Here is a 19,130-nt window from a genome sequence, read left to right as displayed (position 1 = left end):
TAAAATCAAAAAATCATGGCAAAATTAAAAAGCTTAATCAAGATCGAAGGAACCCTGGACAATCTTACCTTTTACAAGGGCTAAGAAGGGTTTTTAGTAAGAACCAAAGGGGATGTAAGCAAAAAACGGATTAATAATGATCCAGCCTTTGCTAGAACCCGTGAAAATGGTTCCGAATTCGGAATCGCTGCAACTAGTGGCAAATTGCTACGTCGCGTCATCCTGAGCCTCATGATGGATGTTAAGGACGACTTGGTAACGTCCAGACTCACCCAAACCATGACCAAGGTGAAAAATGCTGATACCACCAGTCCCCGTGGTCAGCGGAATGTCTCGGTGGGTATCACCACCCCAGATGGCCAGTTGGCATTAACAGGATTTAATTTCAATATCCGAGCCATTATGAGCGCGGTGTTACTATCAGATATATCCCTGACCACAGCAACAGGCGAAATTGTAATAACCGCTTTCACACCAGATCAAAATCTCGAAATCCCACTCGGAGCAACTCATGTGAGCTTCACATCTGGATTTCTAAATCTCGATTTTGCAACGGGTGATAAGGATTTACAATTAAGTCCGGAAACCAATTTACCGATTGATAATACCAATACAACAGTAACCCTAACACCTGCTGGTGTGCCTGTTGGTACGGGTACATAACTCTTCTTTTTAAAGGTAGCGTTCTTTCAAGAGGTCAATGGTGTGCAATATGCTCTAAATAATGGCGCATATAATGCACTCCAATTATTGAAAGTAATTTAAGTATAACGCCTTACTTAACAAATATAGATACTGTCAAGTAAGCTAGTCAAACTTACCCCGACTTTATGATAAATTAACTAACACTTTATCTAAATAGTCGAGTTTTTTAATTAATATATAAAAAACGATACCTATTAAAACAAAAAAGCCCTACATTGCTGCAAGGCTTGATTTTAAAAGTGGTCCCACCTGGGCTCGAACCAGGGACTTTCTGATTATGAGTCAGATACTCTAACCAGCTGAGTTATAGGACCCATTAGCGCAAGGCTAACTTCTGGTTTCTCTTTTTTCAAAGAGAGTGCAATATTACTACATATTTTAATACTCTCAAAGTATTTTTATTCCTTTATATCTTGGCACAACTCAATCAATACGCCATTAGTGGATTTTGGATGTAAAAAAGCAACCCATTTATTATCGGCTCCTTTTTTTGGTGTTCTGTTTAATACCGTAAAACCTTCTGCCTCCAGTCGCTTAATTTCAGCTTCAATATCATCCACCTCAAATGCAATATGGTGAATGCCTTCGCCGCGTTTTTCAATAAATTTAGCTATTGGACTTTCTGGATTTGTAGCTTCCAAAAGTTCAATTTTATTAACTCCTACTTGAAAAAATGAGGTGTTGACACCTTCACTAGCCACTTCTTCTATTTTGTAATGTGGTGCATTAAAAAGTTTGGCAAATAAATCATTCGAGGCCTCTAAACTTTTAACGGCAATTCCTATATGTTCTATTTTATTCATATTAATTCTCCCTGAAAGCGGAAATCTCTTTTAATTAAAACTAATTTAGTATCTTCAAAAATACAATAATCTTTAAATATGCGTATTTTTGCACTATGGAAGAAAGTCAAAGACAAAAAAAGATAGGATCGGTTTTACAGCGCGACCTAGTTGAAATCCTTCAAAAGGCTGCTAGTGAAGGTGGTATGCGAGGTGTATTAATCTCGGTTTCGAAGGTTAAAGTAACTGTAGATTTATCAGTTGCTAAAGTATATTTAAGTATTTTCCCGAATGCTAAAGCTAAAGAATTATTAGTTGGAATCCGTTCTAACGCACCACTTATAAAGCATGAATTAGCCCAACGAACTAGACATCAATTACGACGTATGCCACAATTGGAATTTTTTGTAGACGATTCATTGGAGTATATTGATGGGATTGAAAAATCATTAAAAAGAACGGAAAATCCTATTAAAGATCCCAATCTTTTAGATAATCGTAAAAAATCATAATCAGTTTTAAATCAGCTTTAAAAAAACGGCCAGCTTATATTGAAAAACGCCTGTAGATCCTGTAATATATGAATTTTTCACTCTACATAGCGAAACGATATTTGCTTTCTAAAAGCAGTAATAATGCTATTAATTTTATTACAGGAATTGCCGCTATTAGTGTTATTCTAGGTGCGTTATCTTTATTTATTGTCCTTTCTGGCTTTGCCGGACTTAAAGATTTTACGCTCCAATTTACCTCCTTAATAGATCCCGATTTAAAAGCAGAAGCGGCTGTTGGAAAATCCTTTAAAATTTCTTCGGAAGAATTAAGTACACTTCAAAACCATCCGGATATTGTATCCTTTTCTCAAATTGTTGAAGAACGTGTTTTTATCACATTTGAAGACCGGAACTACCCAAATGCTTATATAAAAGGTGTTGATGAACATTTTGAATCGGTTAATGCAATCGATTCTGTGGTACCACTTGGGAGTTGGTTTTCTGAAAAATCAAACCAAATAGTAACCGGTTGGGGAATTGCCAATAGACTTAATATTGGTGTTATGGATTATGGGAAATCAGTTGAACTATACATTCCAAAACCAGGTAAAGGCCAAGTAACCGATGTCAAACAAGCTTTCACATCCGTAAAAGCCATTAATGTTGGTATTTTTGATATTAACGAAACGACTAATGATAAATACATTTATGCACCTATTGATATGGCGCGTTATTTATTGAATTATGATGACAATCAAATCACTGCTTTAGAATTTAAAATACGTGAAGGCATCAGCGAAGCCAATGCTCGCGAGGCTATTTCAACTACTTTAGGCGAGAAAGTAATTTTAAAAAATACCGAACAGTTAAATGATGCACTTTATAAAATGCTAAACACAGAGTATTTGGCTGTTTACCTCATCTTCACACTTATTCTAATTATTGCTTTATTTAATGTGGTAGGAACCATTATCATGATGATTCTGGACAAAAAGAAAACGCTACACACGCTTTATCATATGGGAGCAACCGTAAAGGATATTCGACGAATTTTCTTTTTACAAGGTTCCTTAATGACGGTTCTAGGCGGTTTAATTGGTTTGTTGGTTGGCTATTTAATTGTCCAAGCTCAAATCAGTTTTGGTTTGGTTAAAATTACACCATCACTACCCTATCCTATGGGATTAAAATGGGAAAATTTTCTGATTGTGTTTATTACTATTTCGGTTTTGGGTATTCTGGCTTCTAAAGTCGCTTCCGTTCGGATTACTAAAAATTTGATTAGTTATTGATTTTATTAAAAAGAATTAAGGCATGATTCGCATTGTTTTTACAAATCAATCTTGGACTAAATAATTAACATATTCACTTTTTCCATTGATGAAAAAACGAACCAAAAAAATCTAGGCTTACGAACCTTTATCTAAATTTTTCATTCGATGCCTAAATTTTAGGAACTCGCTTGAAAAATCTTGATTAATTTAAAAATTAGGCTAGCTCAAACAGCCTAAAATTTCCCGGCATTTACTCATCCATTAATATTTTATTTTTTGGTATTCGTGAATCTTCGATTTCATTTTTAAATTTTACGATAAATCTTCGATAGGCCATGTTTAGGAAGCTTAAAACAAATCATATATTTTTAACCATTTGAATCCTAAATGAGAATACTATTAAACAGAACCTTTAGAATACTATGTTATTGAGCAAATTCGTAGCCTGAAAACGTATCTAAAACGGCATCAAAAGCAGCGAAAACATCCACAGCATCATCACTAGTTACCATTTTCATACGGTATTCTTTAAAATTTGGAATGCCTTTAAAATAGTTGGTATAGTGACGTCTGGTTTCAAAAACACCTAATTTTTCACCTTTCCAATCAATAGCCATTTGTAAATGACGTCTGGCGGCATCTACACGTTCTTCCAATGAAATTGGTGCCAAATGTTCGCCTGTATTAAAAAAGTGCTTCACCTGCTTAAAAAACCAAGGGTTTCCTATGGTTGCACGACCTATCATACAGCCATCTAAACCATAAACATCACGCATTTCCATGGCACGTTCCGGTGTATCTACATCGCCATTTCCAAAAACAGGAATGTGCATACGCGGATTATTTTTCACGGCAGCAATTGGCGTCCAATCGGCATGACCTTTATACATTTGTGCACGTGTCCGGCCATGAATAGATATGGCAGCACAACCCACATCTTGCAAGCGTTCTGCAACTTCTAAAATACGAATAGAATCATGATCCCAACCCAAACGGGTTTTTACAGTAACAGGTAAATTGGTGCGTTTCACCATTTCGGCAGTGAGTTGTTCCATGAGGCAAACATCTTTTAAAATACCAGCGCCTGCTCCTTTACTCACCACTTTTTTCACGGGACACCCAAAATTAATATCAATGATATCGGGATTCGATTTTTCAACAATATCAATGGTCTGCAACATACTTTCCAAATTGGCTCCAAATATTTGAATCCCAACAGGACGTTCCTTTTCGTAAATATCTAATTTCATGATACTTTTTGCAGCATCACGAATTAAGCCTTCACTAGAAATAAATTCCGTATACACCACATCAGCACCTTGCTCTTTACATAAAGCGCGAAATGGTGGATCGCTGACATCTTCCATTGGTGCTAAAAGCAGTGGGAAGTCTGGAAGTTCTATGTTACCTATTTTTACCAAGTGTTTATAATTTTAGGCAAAATTACGCCTTTTTATAATTATCAATATAATTGTTGCAGTTATGATTTCTCAAAACCCATAAGCCATAACATCCGAGGAATAATTCGGCAATGGTTCCAAATTGATAGCCAAATGTTGGCATACCATCTAAAAAATAACTCATTAAACGACCAAAGCCTAAACCCAACATAAAAATACAATTGGAAACAAGTGCTATTTTTAAATACTCCGATTTAAAAACGCCTAAAATCCACAAGGCCGAAAACCCTAAATAAAGTCCCATAATGGCTTTAAAAAAATTATGCTCGTCAATGGTGTTTAAATGAATATCAAACTGCAATTCTGGGTTAAATCCATAAATAATGGATACAGGAACAACAATAGACACGGATATAAGTAGGTGTATTTTTGCTATAAATTCCTGTTTGTTGAATTGCATCTAGTAGCTTAAAAGTTTAAATTCACTTCTAATGGTTTTCCATCTCTTTTTACGGTTACTTTTGTGCTATCGCCAGAATCAAAAACTGATAAAGCACGCATATAACTCATCATGTTTGTTACCGTACTATCGCCTAATTTAATGACCACATCCCCTTTTTGTAAACCGGCTTTTTGCGCTGGTTTATCTTCGCTTACACCATCAATACGCATGCCTTCACCATCATATAAATAATCTGGAACAACACCTAAACCGACTTTAAATCGTGGTGTTTCTTCGCTTTCATTTTTGGTTTTTCTAAACGCTAATTTACCATTGTCGTTTAAATCGGTAATTACATCAAAGATATAATTGGAAATGGTCTCCATGCCTTCGTAATTCAACTTTTCAGAATCATCGCCAGGTTTGTGATAATCTTCGTGCTGACCTGTGAAAAAATGTAAAACGGGAATATCAATTAAATAAAACGAGGTATGATCGCTTGGGCCAACACCAGATTCATTTTCAATTAATTTAAACTTATCATTATGTGAACTTAAAACTTGCTTGAAAATAGGTGACGTTCCTGTCCCATAAACCGCTAATGTGCTATCTGGCTTTAAACGACCAACCATATCCATATTAATCATATAGCTCACTGCTTTACTATCTATTGTCGGGTTTTTGGCGAAATAATTAGAACCTAATAAGCCCATTTCTTCACCTGAAAACGCCATAAACAAATAGTTATTTGCTTTATTAACACCTTTTAATTTCCCTGCCAAATCCAACATAACAGCCACACCACTGGCATTATCATCAGCACCATTATGAATGGCTCTTTCACCTTTATGTAGTGAACCTTGAGCGCCATAACCTAAATGATCATAGTGCGCACCAATAATGATGGTGTTTTCGGCTTGATTATCAATATAGCCTAAAACGTTGGTTCCGGTAATGGTACTGTCTTGGCTGTTTTCCGTGTAAGAAACTTCACCGTGTGGATCATTCTTTGGCTTGAAGGTAAAGGTCTGATAATAATTATTGGTTCCTTTTCCAGTAATACCCATTTCTTCAAAACGCTTCACAATATATGCAGCCGCTTCCTGTTCACCTTTGGTGCCCGTTTCGCGACCTTCTAATTTATCATCGGCTAAAAAAGTGACGTCTTCTTTGATTTTATTTTCAGGAGTATAGTGCTTTTTACAACCTAGTAACGATATAAAAAGAACGAGTAACGCTATTTTCTTCATATTAATAATGTTATTTTTGGCGAAATTACGTAATAATTGCCACTTTTTTATAAGAACACATGATGAAACCATTTTTCTATTTCTGCTTATTAACCATTGTATTAACTGTTTCTTGCAAATCCGATAAGGGTGAAAATCCTGATGCCGAATCTGGTGCAACGAAATGGGCTGACACCTTAATATATCCTGAAGAAACCCATTTTAAAAGTTTAAAACAAATAACTTTTGGTGGCGATAATGCCGAAGCCTATTGGAGTTTTGATGATAAGCAATTGGTATTTCAATCCAATAATACAGCTTGGGATGTAAAATGCGATCAGATGTTTTTAATGAACGTGGATGAAACTTTTAAGGATAACATACCACCTATGGTAAGCACGGGAAAAGGGCGTACAACATGTGCGTATTTTTTACCAGATAACAAGCATATTATTTACGCATCCACACATTTAGGTGCCGATGATTGTCCAGATACACCATTACGTAAAAACGGCAAGTATATTTGGCCAATTTATGATACTTATGATATTTTTTTAGCCGATTTAGAAGGTAATATAACCGCACAATTAACCAATGAAAAAGGCTATGATGCCGAACCTACGGTTTCGCCAAAAGGTGATAAAATTGTGTTTACATCTGACAGAAGTGGTGATTTAGAATTATACACCATGAATATTGATGGAAGTGATGTGAAGCAAATTACGTTTGAATTGGGTTATGATGGCGGTGCCTTTTTCTCTCCAGATGGCACTAAACTTATTTTCCGTTCCTCTAGACCAAAAACGGATGAAGAAATCAAAGAATACAAAGATTTATTAGCCGAAGGTTTGGTACAACCAACCGAAATGGAATTATATATCTGTAATGCAGATGGTAGCGATTTACGCCAACTAACCGATTTAGGAAATGCTAATTGGAGTCCGTTTTTTCATCCAAGTGGTGAGAAAATTTTGTTTTCGTCTAACTTTGAATCTCCTCGTGGTTTTCCGTTTAACTTGTATTTAATTGATATTGATGGGAAGAATTTAGAACGTGTAACACATAGTGAAACCTTTGATGCCTTTCCTGTTTTTTCTAATGATGGGAAGAAACTTATTTTCTCCTCTAATAGAAATAATGGAAGTGGACGCGATACCAACTTGTTTATTGCGGAATGGCAAGACTAGAAGGATTGCGATTCTGAAATACACCTAGGATGATACGAATTTGTTTATTGCAGAATGGCAAGACTAACAGGATTTCGATTCTGAAATACACCTAGGATGATACGAATTTGTTTGTTGCAGAATGGCAAGGCTAGAAGGATTGCTGTTCTGAAATAGTTTTATTTCGATACCATATTGCAGAATGGCAAGACTAGAAGGATTATCTATTGGGAATAGAATTAACTTACTCACCTTTCTCCAACCTATCACGTTCTTCGCGTTCTTTAGTCCGTTGGTTGGTACTTAATCCCGTATTACCAAATTTGTAAGTAAACCCTAATTTTACATACCTATTGTCTTGATTTAAGTTTCGTGAATTATCTTGATTTAAATAGCGACTTGTAATGGTGTAGTTTTGCGTATTAAATAAATCAGAAAACGTTAATGCCAAAGAACCTCTATTATTTAAAATGGTTTTTTTAATGACTAAATCTGAAAACAGCAGAGATTCTATAGTCTGGAATCCTTGTTGGTTTTTACTAACATAAACCAACGAAAAATTAGCAGACAGACTGTTGTCTTCTAAAAATGTTAAGGAGTTACTCAACACGGAATAGTTGGACCATCTATCCATTTCTAGCGCTTCGTTATTAATAGTTATTTCTTCCCGCATATTATAAAATGAGGTTACAGCATACACGTTCCAACGATCTGTAATATCAAAAATACCTACAAAATCAAAACCATATTCTCTGGTTCCTGCCAAGTTGGTAGGTGTATAAATCAATAAGTTATTTACGTTATCTTGAAGTGGTAATTCCATGGAATTTGCATCAATATCTTTATAATAGGCTTCTACAAAAAAACTGTCGTTTAAAGAAGCGCCTATTACAAAATGATCGGTAATGGCTGGTTGTAAATTAGGATTTCCAGTGACTATGGTATTGTCGTTTAGAAAAAACTTAAACGGATTTAAAGATTGAAAATCTGGCCTTGAAATACTACGGTTGTAATTGGAGTACACACTTATTTTTTCAGAAGCTTGGTAGCTAATATTGGCGGTTGGAAACCATTCAAAATAATCTTGAGACATCGTGCTATTAGTCACAATAGATTTTCCTTCGGTATCTGTTTGTTCCACACGTAAACCAAAACTTAGACTCAACTTGTCCCAGCTTTTATCAAAACTAGCATAGGCTGCTAGTACGCTTTCATTGTATTCAAACGCATTAGTATTGGTAACATCAGAAACAAAACTAGAGCCTTGAAGGTTTAATTGGTTTAATTGGCTATCCGTATTTACAAAAGATGCTTTGGCACCAACATCAAATGATGTTGTTTCATTTATTGGTAAACTATAATCCGCTTGAACGGTATTTATCAAGGTATTCTGATCGGATGTGGTGTTAAATAAATTCCGATAATCAAAATTGTTATTTACTTCTTTATAGAGACTTTGAACACGTTGATCACGATGGTAATCATAGGCTGTAAAATGTGTATTTAAGGATAAACTACTACCATTATCAAACTCCAAATCATAATCTAAATCGAATCCGAAGTTATACTTATCATCATCGGAATCATTTTCAGTGTCAAAATTATAAAGACGATTATAAGCGGGATCCAACACATCTGTATGTCCTTTCGTGATGTATTCAAATTCTGGTAAATACAGTAAATTAGCAGAAAAGCTTATGGTATTTTTTTCGTTTATAAAATAATCGAAATTCGTATTTACAGTGTGTGTTTGAGACCATGTTGTTCGGTCCACATCGGAATACCAGCGCTGGTAAACACCTGTATTATCTCTAAAATTAACGCGCTCATTACTTACACGTGCAATTTTAGAATCCGTATAACTATAGCTTGCAAAGACGTTTATTTTATCGGTTTTATAAAAATTAGAAATTCCAGCATTGTATCTCGCATAAGTACCTTGAGTATAGTTTGCAAAGGCAGTTCCATTATAACCCGTTGCTAAACTTTTAGTCATAACAATATTTAAAACCACACCCGATTCGGCATCATATTTTGCTGATGGATTGGTAATAACTTCAATGGATTTAATAGAATTTGCTGGTGTACCTTCTAATAACTGTAATAATTCAGCATCTGTTAAGTGTATTTTTCGATCGTTAATATAAACAGTAGGTTTCGCATTTCTGACGGTTAAGCTATTATCTAGAATTAAAACGCTAGGCGTACTTTTTAAAACGTCTTTCATATTACCTTCACTTAAAGCGGTATTGGCAACACTAAAAACCAAACGATCTACTTCTTTTTTTAGCGTTGGTTTTTTGGCCAAAATAGAAACTTCATTAAGAGCTTCAGCAGCTTCTTCCAAGGTAATATTTTGAATAACTAAATCCGTATTTATGACTTGAATTGGTAGTAAAACGTCCTTAAAACCCACAAAACTTATTTTAAGAGTATAGTTTTCGGTTGACACATTTTCTATAATAAATGAACCGTCATCTAAAGTCGTCGTGCCTTTTACTGCGGTAGAATCCTGACTAGAAAGCAACAAAATATTAGCATAAGCTATTGGCTGTTTTTGCAGATCGATTAATTTTCCCGAAACTGAAAAATTTTGCGAAAAAGCAGAAAAAGAACTATATAAAGTAAAGATAATGAGTGTGAAAAATAACTTATTATTCATCATAAATATTTTGGAATCGCAATATAAAAAGACTTTTCCACTTGGAATTACGGTTTTCCCGTAAATAATATATTAAGATTATTTGTTATATATATTTAATGCATAATAAAACAATTATATTTGCCAATTAGTTACCATGCTAGATAACAGGTTATGAAGAACATTAGAAATTTTTGCATTATTGCACATATTGATCACGGAAAAAGCACCTTAGCAGATCGTTTATTGGATGCTACTGGTTCCGTAACAGCACGCGAACAACAAGCACAACTTTTAGATAGTATGGATTTAGAACGCGAACGTGGTATTACCATCAAGTCGCACGCCATACAAATGGATTATGAATATGAAGGAGAAAAATACGTCTTGAATCTTATTGATACACCAGGACACGTAGATTTCTCATATGAAGTTTCACGTTCTATTGCGGCCTGTGAAGGTGCCTTGTTAATTGTTGATGCTGCACAAAGTATTCAAGCACAAACCATTTCTAATTTATATTTAGCTTTAGAGAATGATTTAGAGATTATTCCCGTATTGAATAAAGTAGATTTACCAAGTGCCAATCCGGAAGAAGTAACTGACGATATTGTTGACCTTCTTGGTTGCGATCCTAGTGACGTAATTCATGCCAGCGGAAAAACAGGTTTTGGTATTGAAAATATTTTAGAAGCTATTATAAAACGTGTTCCAGCGCCAAAAGGCGATGTTAATGCACCACTACAAGCTTTGATTTTCGATTCCGTATACAACACATTTAGAGGAATTGAAACCTATTTTAGAGTATTTAATGGTGAAATTAAAAAGGGTCAAAAAATTAAATTTGTTGCAACAGGAAAAGAATATTTTGCGGATGAAGTGGGTACTTTAAAATTAAATCAAGTTCCAAAACAAAGTGTTAAAGCTGGAGATGTTGGTTATTTAATTACCGGAATAAAAACCGCCAAAGAAGTAAAAGTTGGTGATACTATTACAGATTTTGCCAATCCTACAACCAATATTGTTGAAGGGTTTGAAGATGTAAAACCAATGGTTTTTGCAGGTATTTATCCTGTTGATACGGAAGATTATGAAGAGTTAAGAAATTCCATGGAAAAACTGCAGCTTAATGATGCCTCTTTGGTATTTCAACCAGAAAGTTCAGCAGCCTTAGGTTTTGGTTTCCGTTGTGGATTTTTAGGCATGTTACACATGGAAATTATCCAAGAACGTTTAGAGCGTGAGTTTGACATGACGGTTATTACAACGGTTCCTAACGTTTCGTACAACGCATTTACTAATAAAGAGCCCAATGTGCCTTTTGTGGTTAATAATCCTAGTGATTTACCAGAACCAACAACTGTAAACCGTGTTGAAGAGCCTTTTATAAAAGCAACCATTATTACCAAAGCAGATTTTGTAGGTAACGTTATGAGTTTGTGTATTGAGAAACGTGGAATGATTATTAACCAAACATATTTAACGCCAGAACGTGTTGAATTAACGTTTGAAATGCCTTTAGCCGAAATTGTTTTCGATTTCTACGATCGTTTAAAAACAGTTTCTAAAGGATATGCCTCTTTTGATTATTCGCCAATTGGTATGAAAGTTTCCAAATTAGTACGACTAGATGTGTTATTAAATGCCCAACCAGTTGATGCGCTCTCTGCCTTAATCCATGCGGATAATGCACACCATATTGGAAAGAAAATGTGTGAAAAGTTGAAAGAATTAATTCCTCGTCAGCAATTTGATATTCCAATACAAGCCGCTATTGGAGCCAAAATTATTGCGCGTGAAACCGTAAAAGCTCTTCGTAAAGATGTAACGGCAAAATGTTATGGCGGCGATATTTCTAGAAAACGTAAGTTATTAGAAAAGCAAAAGAAAGGTAAAAAACGTATGAGACAAGTTGGTAATGTAGAAATTCCACAACAAGCGTTTATGGCTGTTTTAAAACTGAACGATTAACCATATTTTAGTAAGGAAAACTATATTGAAACTAAAAAAGACACACCATAAGGTGCGTCTTTTTTTTTGAAAATTATACAGATTTGTGGAGTCCTACCTTCACCTTTTAGCAAGCATTCTGGTAAGATTCAAAACTTTTAACCTTCTTCTTGATTAACCTTTGCTTTACCGTTCAATTTCTCAACATCAATAGGTTTCCCAAGGTAAACAAGTTCCCATTTCGGTTTAATATCTTCTAATTTCAAGTTTTCAGAACCTATTATTATCAGTTGATTATTTAAATCTTTTAAAAACAACGGAATAATCTCTTCGTCCGCATTGGTTATTTTTAACAATTCCTCATAATGTTCTCTTCCCTCTAAAGGAATTTCCAAAATAGATGGATATTTATTAGTAACTGAAACTAACGTGCTATAATCTGTGGTATGAGAAAATAAACCTTCACCTGGTACAAGATCTGTTTCTAGAGTTTCTGTAGAAGTTAAAAGCCTAAAAGAGCCATTTTCTCCATATAGCTTACTAAATTTATTAATAGCATATTTATTAATATCGGAACTGCCTGTTAACGCCATTAAATATCCCATGGCATTTAGTTCAATATTATCCATTAATTTATCAGAATAAATATTGGTGTTTATTGCTTCAAGCCCTAATTCTTTAGCCTTTGCAATATTGTTTTGATTACTATCAATAAGCACAACATGACGGCCACGAGACTCCAAATAATGCCCAAGCAATCTAGACACTTTAGAAGCACCAACTATTAAAACACCTTCTGATTTATTTAAAAATACACCAACCATTTGAGCAAACATTCTTGCGGTTGTTGCGTTTAATAAAACGGTCCCTAAAACAATCATAAACACCAAAGGTGTTATGTATTCAGCGCCTGGAACACCATCGCTTGCTAATTTTAGTCCAAATAAAGACGCAATACCTGCGGCAACAATACCGCGTGGTCCTACCCAACTAATAAAAAGTTTTTCGTTGAGTTTTAAATTTGATCCATGCGAACTAATAAACACGCCAATTGGCCTTAAAACAAAGACAACAATAGCAAAAAGAAGAACCGTATTCCAGTTGAAAATTAACAGCAATTCCTGGTAATTAATATTAGCAGCCAATAGAATAAATAATATAGAAATTAACAAGATACTTAAAGATTCCTTAAAGTATAAAAGCTCTTTTAAGTATGGTGAATTAGAGTTACCTAAAACCATTCCCATAACAACTACGGCTAATAGTCCAGATTCATGTGCAAAAATATCAGCTAATATAAAAACGCCTAAAACAGCAGCTAGCGCGAAAACATTCATTAAATAATGTGGTATCCACTTTTTATTCATTATAATATTAAGCGCATGTGCAAAAGTAAATCCAAAAGTAAATCCAAATAATACAATTTTACCAAACTCAATAAATGCTGTTTTGGTGTACTCACCACCTGCATCCACACTAATAAATTCGAAAACCAAAACGGCAACCAGAGCACCAATAGGATCAATTAAAATACCTTCCCATTTTAGAACCGCGGAAACATCTTTTTTAAGTGGAATATTTCTTAAGATTGGAGTAATAACGGTTGGTCCTGTAACTATAATTAACGCTGAAAATAGGAATGAAATCTCCCAACTTAAATAGAATATATAATGAGCCGCCACAGCTGCACCAAAAAATGTAACAATGGAACCAATGGTAATTAATTTTGTAATGGCCGGCGCTACGTTTTTAATTTCACCCATCCGCAGGGTTAAACCACCTTCAAAAAGAATAATACTAATAGCAAGGGATACAAAGTAAAATAAACTTTCGCCCGGAAATAGACCTTCTTCACCATTCCATCGTGGTTCAATCCATTTGGTACCATCTTCGGATAAAAATTCGGCAGCAATTGGCCCAACTAATAAACCAATTAAAATTAAAGGTAAAATAGCTGGGATTTTTAATTTCCACGCTACCCATTGTGCTAAAATTCCTAAAATGATAATTCCGCCTAATTCTAACATATAGTATTTTGTTTTTCTAATTCAAGGTTTAAAGGTCGTATTTAGCATAAAACCTAACATAAAAACAATTAAAAATTATAATATTAAACATAAAGCAATTTAATTGTTTATTTAAAAAAGCCACACCATCACAGCGCTTCTATTTTAAATTTGATGGTAAAATAAGGTTTTTTATTCAACGTGAATAAATTTTTTAGGAATAGAATTTTATAAAACTGACAAAAAGGGCACTTTAAAATGGGAAGAAATAGGGAATTATAAACGATGCTGCTATCCAAATTATAATGTTTAAGGGTGTTCCTACTTTTAAAAAATCATTGAATTTATAATTTCCAGGTGCATAAACCATGGTGTTTGTGGGATAACTCATGGGTGTCATAAATGTTAAAGAACAGGCAAACATAACAGCAACCAAAAAGGGCCGTTCACTAACCTCCATGAGGGCTGCCAAACTAATTACTACAGGTGTCATTAATGCCGCTGTAGCTTTGCTTGAAATTAAATTGGTGGAAATAAATGAAACTAAAAACAAAAGACTTAGGGTAATATGTGCATCGTATTGACCCAATGTTTTCTCTATAAAATCAGCAATTAATGTGGCACCTCCTGTTTTTTCTAAAGCTGTTCCCATGGATAAGACACCAGCCATCATAAAAATAACCTTCCACTCTACGGCTTGATAAGCTTCTTTAGGTTTTAAAATACCCGTTAAAACCATTAATAAAGCACCTATCATAGCACTTATTAATATAGTAGTAATATTTAACGATGCCGCTAAAACCACACCTACTCCTATTAAAACCGCCGGAATGGCTTTTTTATAATTGGTTTTTTTCTTTTCATATTCAGAAAGTGTAACCACCAATTTTTGATTTTCTAAATTTTGAAGTTCCGCCTTGCTTCCCAGAACCAATAACATATCGCCTTCTTTTAAATGAATGGACGTTAGTTTATCTAATAATACATCACCACGTTGCCTGATAGCTAAAACCGCCATGTTGTACGTTCTATTAAATCGCATGGATTTTAAAGTCCCTTCCGCTAATGGTGATCCAACCGGGATAATAACCTCATAAATATTATATGCTTCAGACGAATCTTCTGCCGTTTTAATTCGCTGGCTGCCTTCAACTTGGTATCCCTTAATATCTAACAACCTGTTAATTGTTTGAGGCGGAAGCATCACCTTCAAAATATCGCCTTGTTTGATGGTGGTTTCCGGGTTTAAATCGTATAACAAATAGCCATCCCTTAATATAGAAAGAACGGATATTTTATAATCATTTGTAAGAGCGGTTTCGGAAATTAGTTTATTAATATCGCTACAATCTTCCGCTACCATTAATTCTGTAATATACTCCTTGGCTTCAAGCGTTAACGCATCGGGTTTTTTATTTTTAGGAAGTAATAAAGGACTAATTAAAAAAATATACAGAAAACCAACAACCAATAAACATAGGGCAGCTTGACTAAACTCGAACATACCAAATGGCTCCAACCCATATTGTTTGGCATAGCTACTTACTAATATATTTGTTGAGGTACCAATAAGCGTACACGTACCACCAAAAAGTGCTGCAAAGGAAATAGGCATGAGTAATCTTCCTGGACTAATTCCAGTTTCCCGACATACGGTTAATGCTATGGGTAACATTAATGCTACGACAGCCGTATCATTTATAAACGCAGAAAATAAAGCCGTTATAACGCAAAAAACAACCAATGCTACAACGTAATGAATTTTGGCTAGTTTAATAATTTTATAACTCAACCCATCCAAAATACCGGAATGAAAAACACCGCCACTTACAACAAAAATACATCCCAAAGTTATCGTTGCTGGATGATTAAAACCTGAAAAGCCTTCTTCAGGATTTAAAACACCAGCCACAATAAATAATGCCATAATTAAAATAGAGGTGGTATCAATAGAAAAATAATCCTTTACAAAAAGAAAGACACCAATAATTATTATGGCAAACGTAATCATGAGATCCATACTCATAAGGCAACGTATTAAGTATTTTTACATAAAATTAATCATCATTCTGAGATTCAGACATGTAATATAAGCGTTTCAGGCTCTTTTTTAATAATACAAAACGATAGACACCAATAATTAAAAATAGCGCACTAAATACCAGTGAAAGTAAAGCTAAATATTGAAAATCTGGAAAATCTTTCAATTGTAAAAAGGCAATACCACCTAATAGTAAATATAAAGACGATCGGATATAAGATAATAAGGTGCGTTCATTGGCAAGACGCGTGCGTTCTATGGCTAAATAATCTCTTAAAATCACCTCACTATCTGGTTTAAAATCACGACCAAAACGGAGTAATTTCATATTTTTAATCTTTAATGGTGATGGTGTTTTCATAATTTCCTTTTTATAAAATTAGAGTAATTTTTCACAGCAACAAATAAAACCCAAATCTTCTTTACATTTTTAAATGTTAAAAAACTTCTAATATCAGTGCATAATTTTCAGTAATATGGCATGAATTCGTAATTTGCATGCTTATGAAATTATATCCTATAAATTCCGGTAATTTTAAACTTGATGGTGGTGCTATGTTTGGCGTGGTACCAAAATCGCTTTGGCAAAAAACCAATCCTGCAGATGCCAATAACATGATTGATATTGCTGCACGTTGTTTATTAATTGAAGACGGCAATAAACTCACGCTTATTGATACAGGAATGGGTGACAAACAAAGTGATAAATTTTTTGGCTATTACTATTTATGGGGAAATGACTCCATTAATAAATCATTAAAACAATACGGGTTTCATCGGGATGATATAACCGATGTCTTCATGACGCATTTACATTTTGACCATTGTGGTGGAAGTATTCAATGGAATAAAGACAAAACTGACTACGAACCGGCTTTTAAAAATGCACATTTTTGGAGTAATAATGACCATTGGAATTGGGCAACAAAACCCAACAATCGTGAAAAAGCATCATTTTTAAAAGAAAATATTGAACCTATTAAAAACAGTGGACAATTAAAATTTACACCAGTTCCACATGGTGATATTCAGCGGAATTCCGAATTAGGTTTCGATATTTTTTATGCCGATGGCCATACCGATAAACAAATGATTCCAATGATTCAATACAAAGGAAAAACCATTTGTTTTATGGCAGATTTGCTACCAACCGCAGGACACCTTCCACTACCCTTTGTAATGGGTTATGATACAAGACCATTACTGACATTAGATGAAAAAGAAAAATTTCTGAAAATGGCAGCAGATAATAATTATTACCTATTTTTGGAGCACGACGCACATAATGAAATTATTACAGTAAAAAACACAGAAAAAGGCGTGCGATTACAAGACGTTTTTACCTGTAATGAAATTTTTAACTAAACTTATATTTTAAACATGAAATTTATTAAATCATTTGTATTTACAGCCTGTACTGCTGTAGTAATGACCAGTTGTGGTGGTGGTGCCGAAGTTTTATCGACACCTATTGAAAACATTGATACAGTACCGTTAAAAGTCAGTGATCTTACAGAAGCTGAAAAGCAAAATTGGGGACATTTAGACCTTGTAACAGATACCATTCCTGGTATGAGTGTAGATAAAGCCTATGCTGAAATCATTAAAAATAAAAAAGGCGAAACGGTAATTGTAGCTGTTATCGACTCTGGAATTGATATTGAGCACGAAGATTTAGCTGGTGTACTTTGGACCAACAAAAATGAAATTCCTGGAAACGGAATTGATGATGATAACAATGGATACATTGATGATATTCATGGTTGGAACTTTTTAGGCGATGCTTATGATGAACAATTGGAATTTGTAAGAATTATTGTAAAAGGCGATAAATCAAATCCACAATATGATGCTGCTTTAGCAGAATATGAAGAGAAATACCAAGAAGCCGTAGCTAACAAGGAACGTTATGACCAAATTTATCAAATGGTTAAAACATCTGACGAAACGATTTCTAAGCATTTAGGAAAAGAAGATTATACCAAAGAAGAAGTTGCTGCTATTGATACTGATAAAGCAGATGTAAAACAAGCTGCTGCCATGTTACAAAACATGTATGCTAATGGTTTAGAAAATTCAGAAGCTGCATTAAAAGCTATTAAAGGTGGTGTTGATTATTTTACGGATCAAGTAAATGTAAACTTAAATAAAGACTTAAAAGGTAGAACAACTGGTGATGATCCAGACAATTTATCAGATGTAGGTTACGGAAATGGCAACGTTATGCCTTCTGAAAAAGGTGAAAGTCATGGTACGCACGTTGCAGCTATAATTCTTGCAGAACGTAATAACGGTTTAGGTGCAAACGGTGTGGCAAACAACGTTGAACTTATGAGTTTACGCGCTGTACCAAATGGCGACGAATATGACAAAGATATTGCATTAGCAATTCGCTATGCTGTTGACAATGGGGCTAAAATTATAAACGGAAGTTTTGGAAAATATTACTCACCTCACAGTGACTGGGTTCGTGATGCTATTAAATATGCAAGTGATAATGACGTGCTTTTTATTAATGCTGCAGGAAACGAAGGTATAGATATAGATACTAAAGATGTATTTCCAAATGATGCCATTGGAACAGGTCCAGAAGTATCAAAAACCTTTATTACAGTGGGTGCTTTAGAGCCTAAATATGGTTCTGGTATGGTTGCTGGTTTTTCTAACTACGGAAAAATAAATGTAGATGTTTTTGCGCCAGGAGCTAAAGTATATTCTGCAACACCAGAAAATGAATACGATACTAAAGGTGGAACATCAATGGCTGCTCCTGCAGTTGCTGGAGTTGCTGCTTTAATTCGTTCTTACTATCCAAAATTATCTGCAGAACAAGTTAAGCAAGTGATTTTAGATTCTGGAATTGCTGTTAAAACAAAGGTTATTGTTGGTGGTGAAGCTACTGATGTTAGACCATTTGGCGATTTAACAAAATCAGGTAAAATGGTCAATGCTTACAACGCACTAATCATGGCTAGCCAGATGAAATAATTATTTTATAAC

The 19,130-nt window shown here is 34.5% G+C and carries 15 protein-coding genes and 1 tRNA gene; 7 read left to right on the top strand and 9 right to left on the bottom strand.

Translation table 11 applies throughout. From position 1 onward, the window contains the following. Positions 1 to 231: 231 nt before the first annotated feature. Positions 232 to 663, top strand: a complete 432-nt coding sequence (locus GMA17_RS13255) for a hypothetical protein (protein ID WP_248396949.1) — start codon at positions 232 to 234, stop codon at positions 661 to 663. Between the two features lie 282 nt (positions 664 to 945). Here the strand turns inward: GMA17_RS13255 and GMA17_RS13250 are convergent. Continuing rightward, positions 946 to 1,019, bottom strand: a tRNA-Ile gene (locus tag GMA17_RS13250). A gap of 84 nt (positions 1,020 to 1,103) precedes the next feature. Continuing rightward, positions 1,104 to 1,508, bottom strand: coding sequence for a methylmalonyl-CoA epimerase (mce, locus tag GMA17_RS13245; RefSeq protein WP_248396947.1), 405 nt, complete (start codon positions 1,506 to 1,508; stop codon positions 1,104 to 1,106). Between the two features lie 95 nt (positions 1,509 to 1,603). Between mce and rbfA the strand changes: the two genes are divergently transcribed. Together rbfA and GMA17_RS13235 are read left to right on the top strand one after the other, a co-directional pair. After that, positions 1,604 to 1,999, top strand: a complete 396-nt coding sequence (gene rbfA / locus GMA17_RS13240; RefSeq protein WP_248396945.1) for a 30S ribosome-binding factor RbfA — start codon at positions 1,604 to 1,606, stop codon at positions 1,997 to 1,999. 68 nt (positions 2,000 to 2,067) lie between these two features. Beyond that, on the top strand, positions 2,068 to 3,273 hold the full coding sequence (locus GMA17_RS13235; RefSeq protein WP_248396943.1) for an ABC transporter permease: 1,206 nt from the start codon (positions 2,068 to 2,070) through the stop codon (positions 3,271 to 3,273). A 407-nt stretch (positions 3,274 to 3,680) separates the two neighbouring features. On the opposite strand, the gene dusB is transcribed toward GMA17_RS13235, so the two are convergent. From dusB to GMA17_RS13220, 3 genes are read right to left on the bottom strand one after another with little or no spacing between them, the layout of a single operon-like run. Further along, entirely contained in the window at positions 3,681 to 4,676 is a 996-nt protein-coding gene (gene dusB, locus GMA17_RS13230) for a tRNA dihydrouridine synthase DusB (protein WP_248396941.1), read from the bottom strand. A gap of 22 nt (positions 4,677 to 4,698) precedes the next feature. Next, positions 4,699 to 5,115 carry a DUF4345 domain-containing protein gene (locus GMA17_RS13225; RefSeq protein WP_248396939.1) on the bottom strand — a complete coding sequence of 139 codons (417 nt, stop codon included), beginning with the start codon at positions 5,113 to 5,115 and terminating at the stop codon, positions 4,699 to 4,701. An 8-nt stretch (positions 5,116 to 5,123) separates the two neighbouring features. After that, positions 5,124 to 6,347, bottom strand: a complete 1,224-nt coding sequence (locus GMA17_RS13220; protein ID WP_248396937.1) for a M28 family peptidase — start codon at positions 6,345 to 6,347, stop codon at positions 5,124 to 5,126. Positions 6,348 to 6,409: 62 nt separating this feature from the next. Between GMA17_RS13220 and GMA17_RS13215 the strand changes: the two genes are divergently transcribed. Next, positions 6,410 to 7,513 (top strand): hypothetical protein, encoded by a 1,104-nt coding sequence (locus tag GMA17_RS13215; RefSeq protein WP_248400677.1) that lies wholly within the window; start codon positions 6,410 to 6,412, stop codon positions 7,511 to 7,513. Positions 7,514 to 7,736: 223 nt separating this feature from the next. Here GMA17_RS13215 and GMA17_RS13210 read toward each other — a convergent pair whose 3' ends face one another. After that, positions 7,737 to 10,157: a TonB-dependent receptor domain-containing protein gene (locus GMA17_RS13210; protein WP_248396935.1), complete on the bottom strand. Its 2,421-nt coding sequence runs from the start codon at positions 10,155 to 10,157 to the stop codon at positions 7,737 to 7,739. Positions 10,158 to 10,307: 150 nt separating this feature from the next. Here GMA17_RS13210 and lepA point away from each other — a divergent pair, with 150 nt between their 5' ends. Continuing rightward, positions 10,308 to 12,104 (top strand): translation elongation factor 4, encoded by a 1,797-nt coding sequence (lepA, locus tag GMA17_RS13205; RefSeq protein WP_248396933.1) that lies wholly within the window; start codon positions 10,308 to 10,310, stop codon positions 12,102 to 12,104. A gap of 137 nt (positions 12,105 to 12,241) precedes the next feature. Here lepA and GMA17_RS13200 read toward each other — a convergent pair whose 3' ends face one another. The 3 genes from GMA17_RS13200 to GMA17_RS13190 all read right to left on the bottom strand — a co-directional run bounded on the left by GMA17_RS13200 (position 12,242) and on the right by GMA17_RS13190 (position 16,491). Next, positions 12,242 to 14,110: a sodium:proton antiporter gene (locus GMA17_RS13200; RefSeq protein WP_248396931.1), complete on the bottom strand. Its 1,869-nt coding sequence runs from the start codon at positions 14,108 to 14,110 to the stop codon at positions 12,242 to 12,244. A gap of 232 nt (positions 14,111 to 14,342) precedes the next feature. Next, a complete protein-coding gene (locus tag GMA17_RS13195) occupies positions 14,343 to 16,115 on the bottom strand; it encodes an SLC13 family permease (protein ID WP_248396929.1) in 1,773 nt (590 codons plus the stop codon). A 31-nt stretch (positions 16,116 to 16,146) separates the two neighbouring features. Then, complete coding sequence (locus tag GMA17_RS13190) at positions 16,147 to 16,491, bottom strand: DUF202 domain-containing protein (protein WP_371922393.1); 345 nt, start codon at positions 16,489 to 16,491, stop codon at positions 16,147 to 16,149. Positions 16,492 to 16,634: 143 nt separating this feature from the next. Here GMA17_RS13190 and GMA17_RS13185 point away from each other — a divergent pair, with 143 nt between their 5' ends. Together GMA17_RS13185 and GMA17_RS13180 are read left to right on the top strand one after the other, a co-directional pair. Next, the gene (locus tag GMA17_RS13185) at positions 16,635 to 17,495 is read left to right on the top strand and encodes an MBL fold metallo-hydrolase (protein ID WP_248396927.1); all 861 of its coding nucleotides are present in this window, start codon (positions 16,635 to 16,637) and stop codon (positions 17,493 to 17,495) included. Between the two features lie 15 nt (positions 17,496 to 17,510). After that, on the top strand, positions 17,511 to 19,118 hold the full coding sequence (locus GMA17_RS13180) for a S8 family peptidase (protein WP_248396925.1): 1,608 nt from the start codon (positions 17,511 to 17,513) through the stop codon (positions 19,116 to 19,118). Positions 19,119 to 19,130: the final 12 nt, after the last annotated feature.

It is taken from the genome of Bizionia sp. M204 (assembly GCF_023205095.1).
GTDB classification, from domain to species: domain Bacteria; phylum Bacteroidota; class Bacteroidia; order Flavobacteriales; family Flavobacteriaceae; genus Algorimicrobium; species Algorimicrobium hallyeonense.
This window is presented reverse-complemented; position numbering and strand designations above follow the sequence as displayed.

What these genes read in the sequence shown, in the direction of transcription:
- GMA17_RS13255 (WP_248396949.1), top strand. Translation starts at nt 232, where the DNA reads ATGATGGATGTTAAGGACGACTTGGTAACGTCCAGACTCACCCAAACC.
- mce (WP_248396947.1), bottom strand. Translation starts at nt 1,508, where the DNA reads ATGAATAAAATAGAACATATAGGAATTGCCGTTAAAAGTTTAGAGGCC.
- rbfA (WP_248396945.1), top strand. Translation starts at nt 1,604, where the DNA reads ATGGAAGAAAGTCAAAGACAAAAAAAGATAGGATCGGTTTTACAGCGC.
- GMA17_RS13235 (WP_248396943.1), top strand. Translation starts at nt 2,068, where the DNA reads ATGAATTTTTCACTCTACATAGCGAAACGATATTTGCTTTCTAAAAGC.
- GMA17_RS13225 (WP_248396939.1), bottom strand. Translation starts at nt 5,115, where the DNA reads ATGCAATTCAACAAACAGGAATTTATAGCAAAAATACACCTACTTATA.
- GMA17_RS13220 (WP_248396937.1), bottom strand. Translation starts at nt 6,347, where the DNA reads ATGAAGAAAATAGCGTTACTCGTTCTTTTTATATCGTTACTAGGTTGT.
- GMA17_RS13215 (WP_248400677.1), top strand. Translation starts at nt 6,410, where the DNA reads ATGAAACCATTTTTCTATTTCTGCTTATTAACCATTGTATTAACTGTT.
- GMA17_RS13210 (WP_248396935.1), bottom strand. Translation starts at nt 10,157, where the DNA reads ATGATGAATAATAAGTTATTTTTCACACTCATTATCTTTACTTTATAT.
- lepA (WP_248396933.1), top strand. Translation starts at nt 10,308, where the DNA reads ATGAAGAACATTAGAAATTTTTGCATTATTGCACATATTGATCACGGA.
- GMA17_RS13200 (WP_248396931.1), bottom strand. Translation starts at nt 14,110, where the DNA reads ATGTTAGAATTAGGCGGAATTATCATTTTAGGAATTTTAGCACAATGG.
- GMA17_RS13195 (WP_248396929.1), bottom strand. Translation starts at nt 16,115, where the DNA reads ATGAGTATGGATCTCATGATTACGTTTGCCATAATAATTATTGGTGTC.
- GMA17_RS13190 (WP_371922393.1), bottom strand. Translation starts at nt 16,491, where the DNA reads ATGAAAACACCATCACCATTAAAGATTAAAAATATGAAATTACTCCGT.
- GMA17_RS13185 (WP_248396927.1), top strand. Translation starts at nt 16,635, where the DNA reads ATGAAATTATATCCTATAAATTCCGGTAATTTTAAACTTGATGGTGGT.
- GMA17_RS13180 (WP_248396925.1), top strand. Translation starts at nt 17,511, where the DNA reads ATGAAATTTATTAAATCATTTGTATTTACAGCCTGTACTGCTGTAGTA.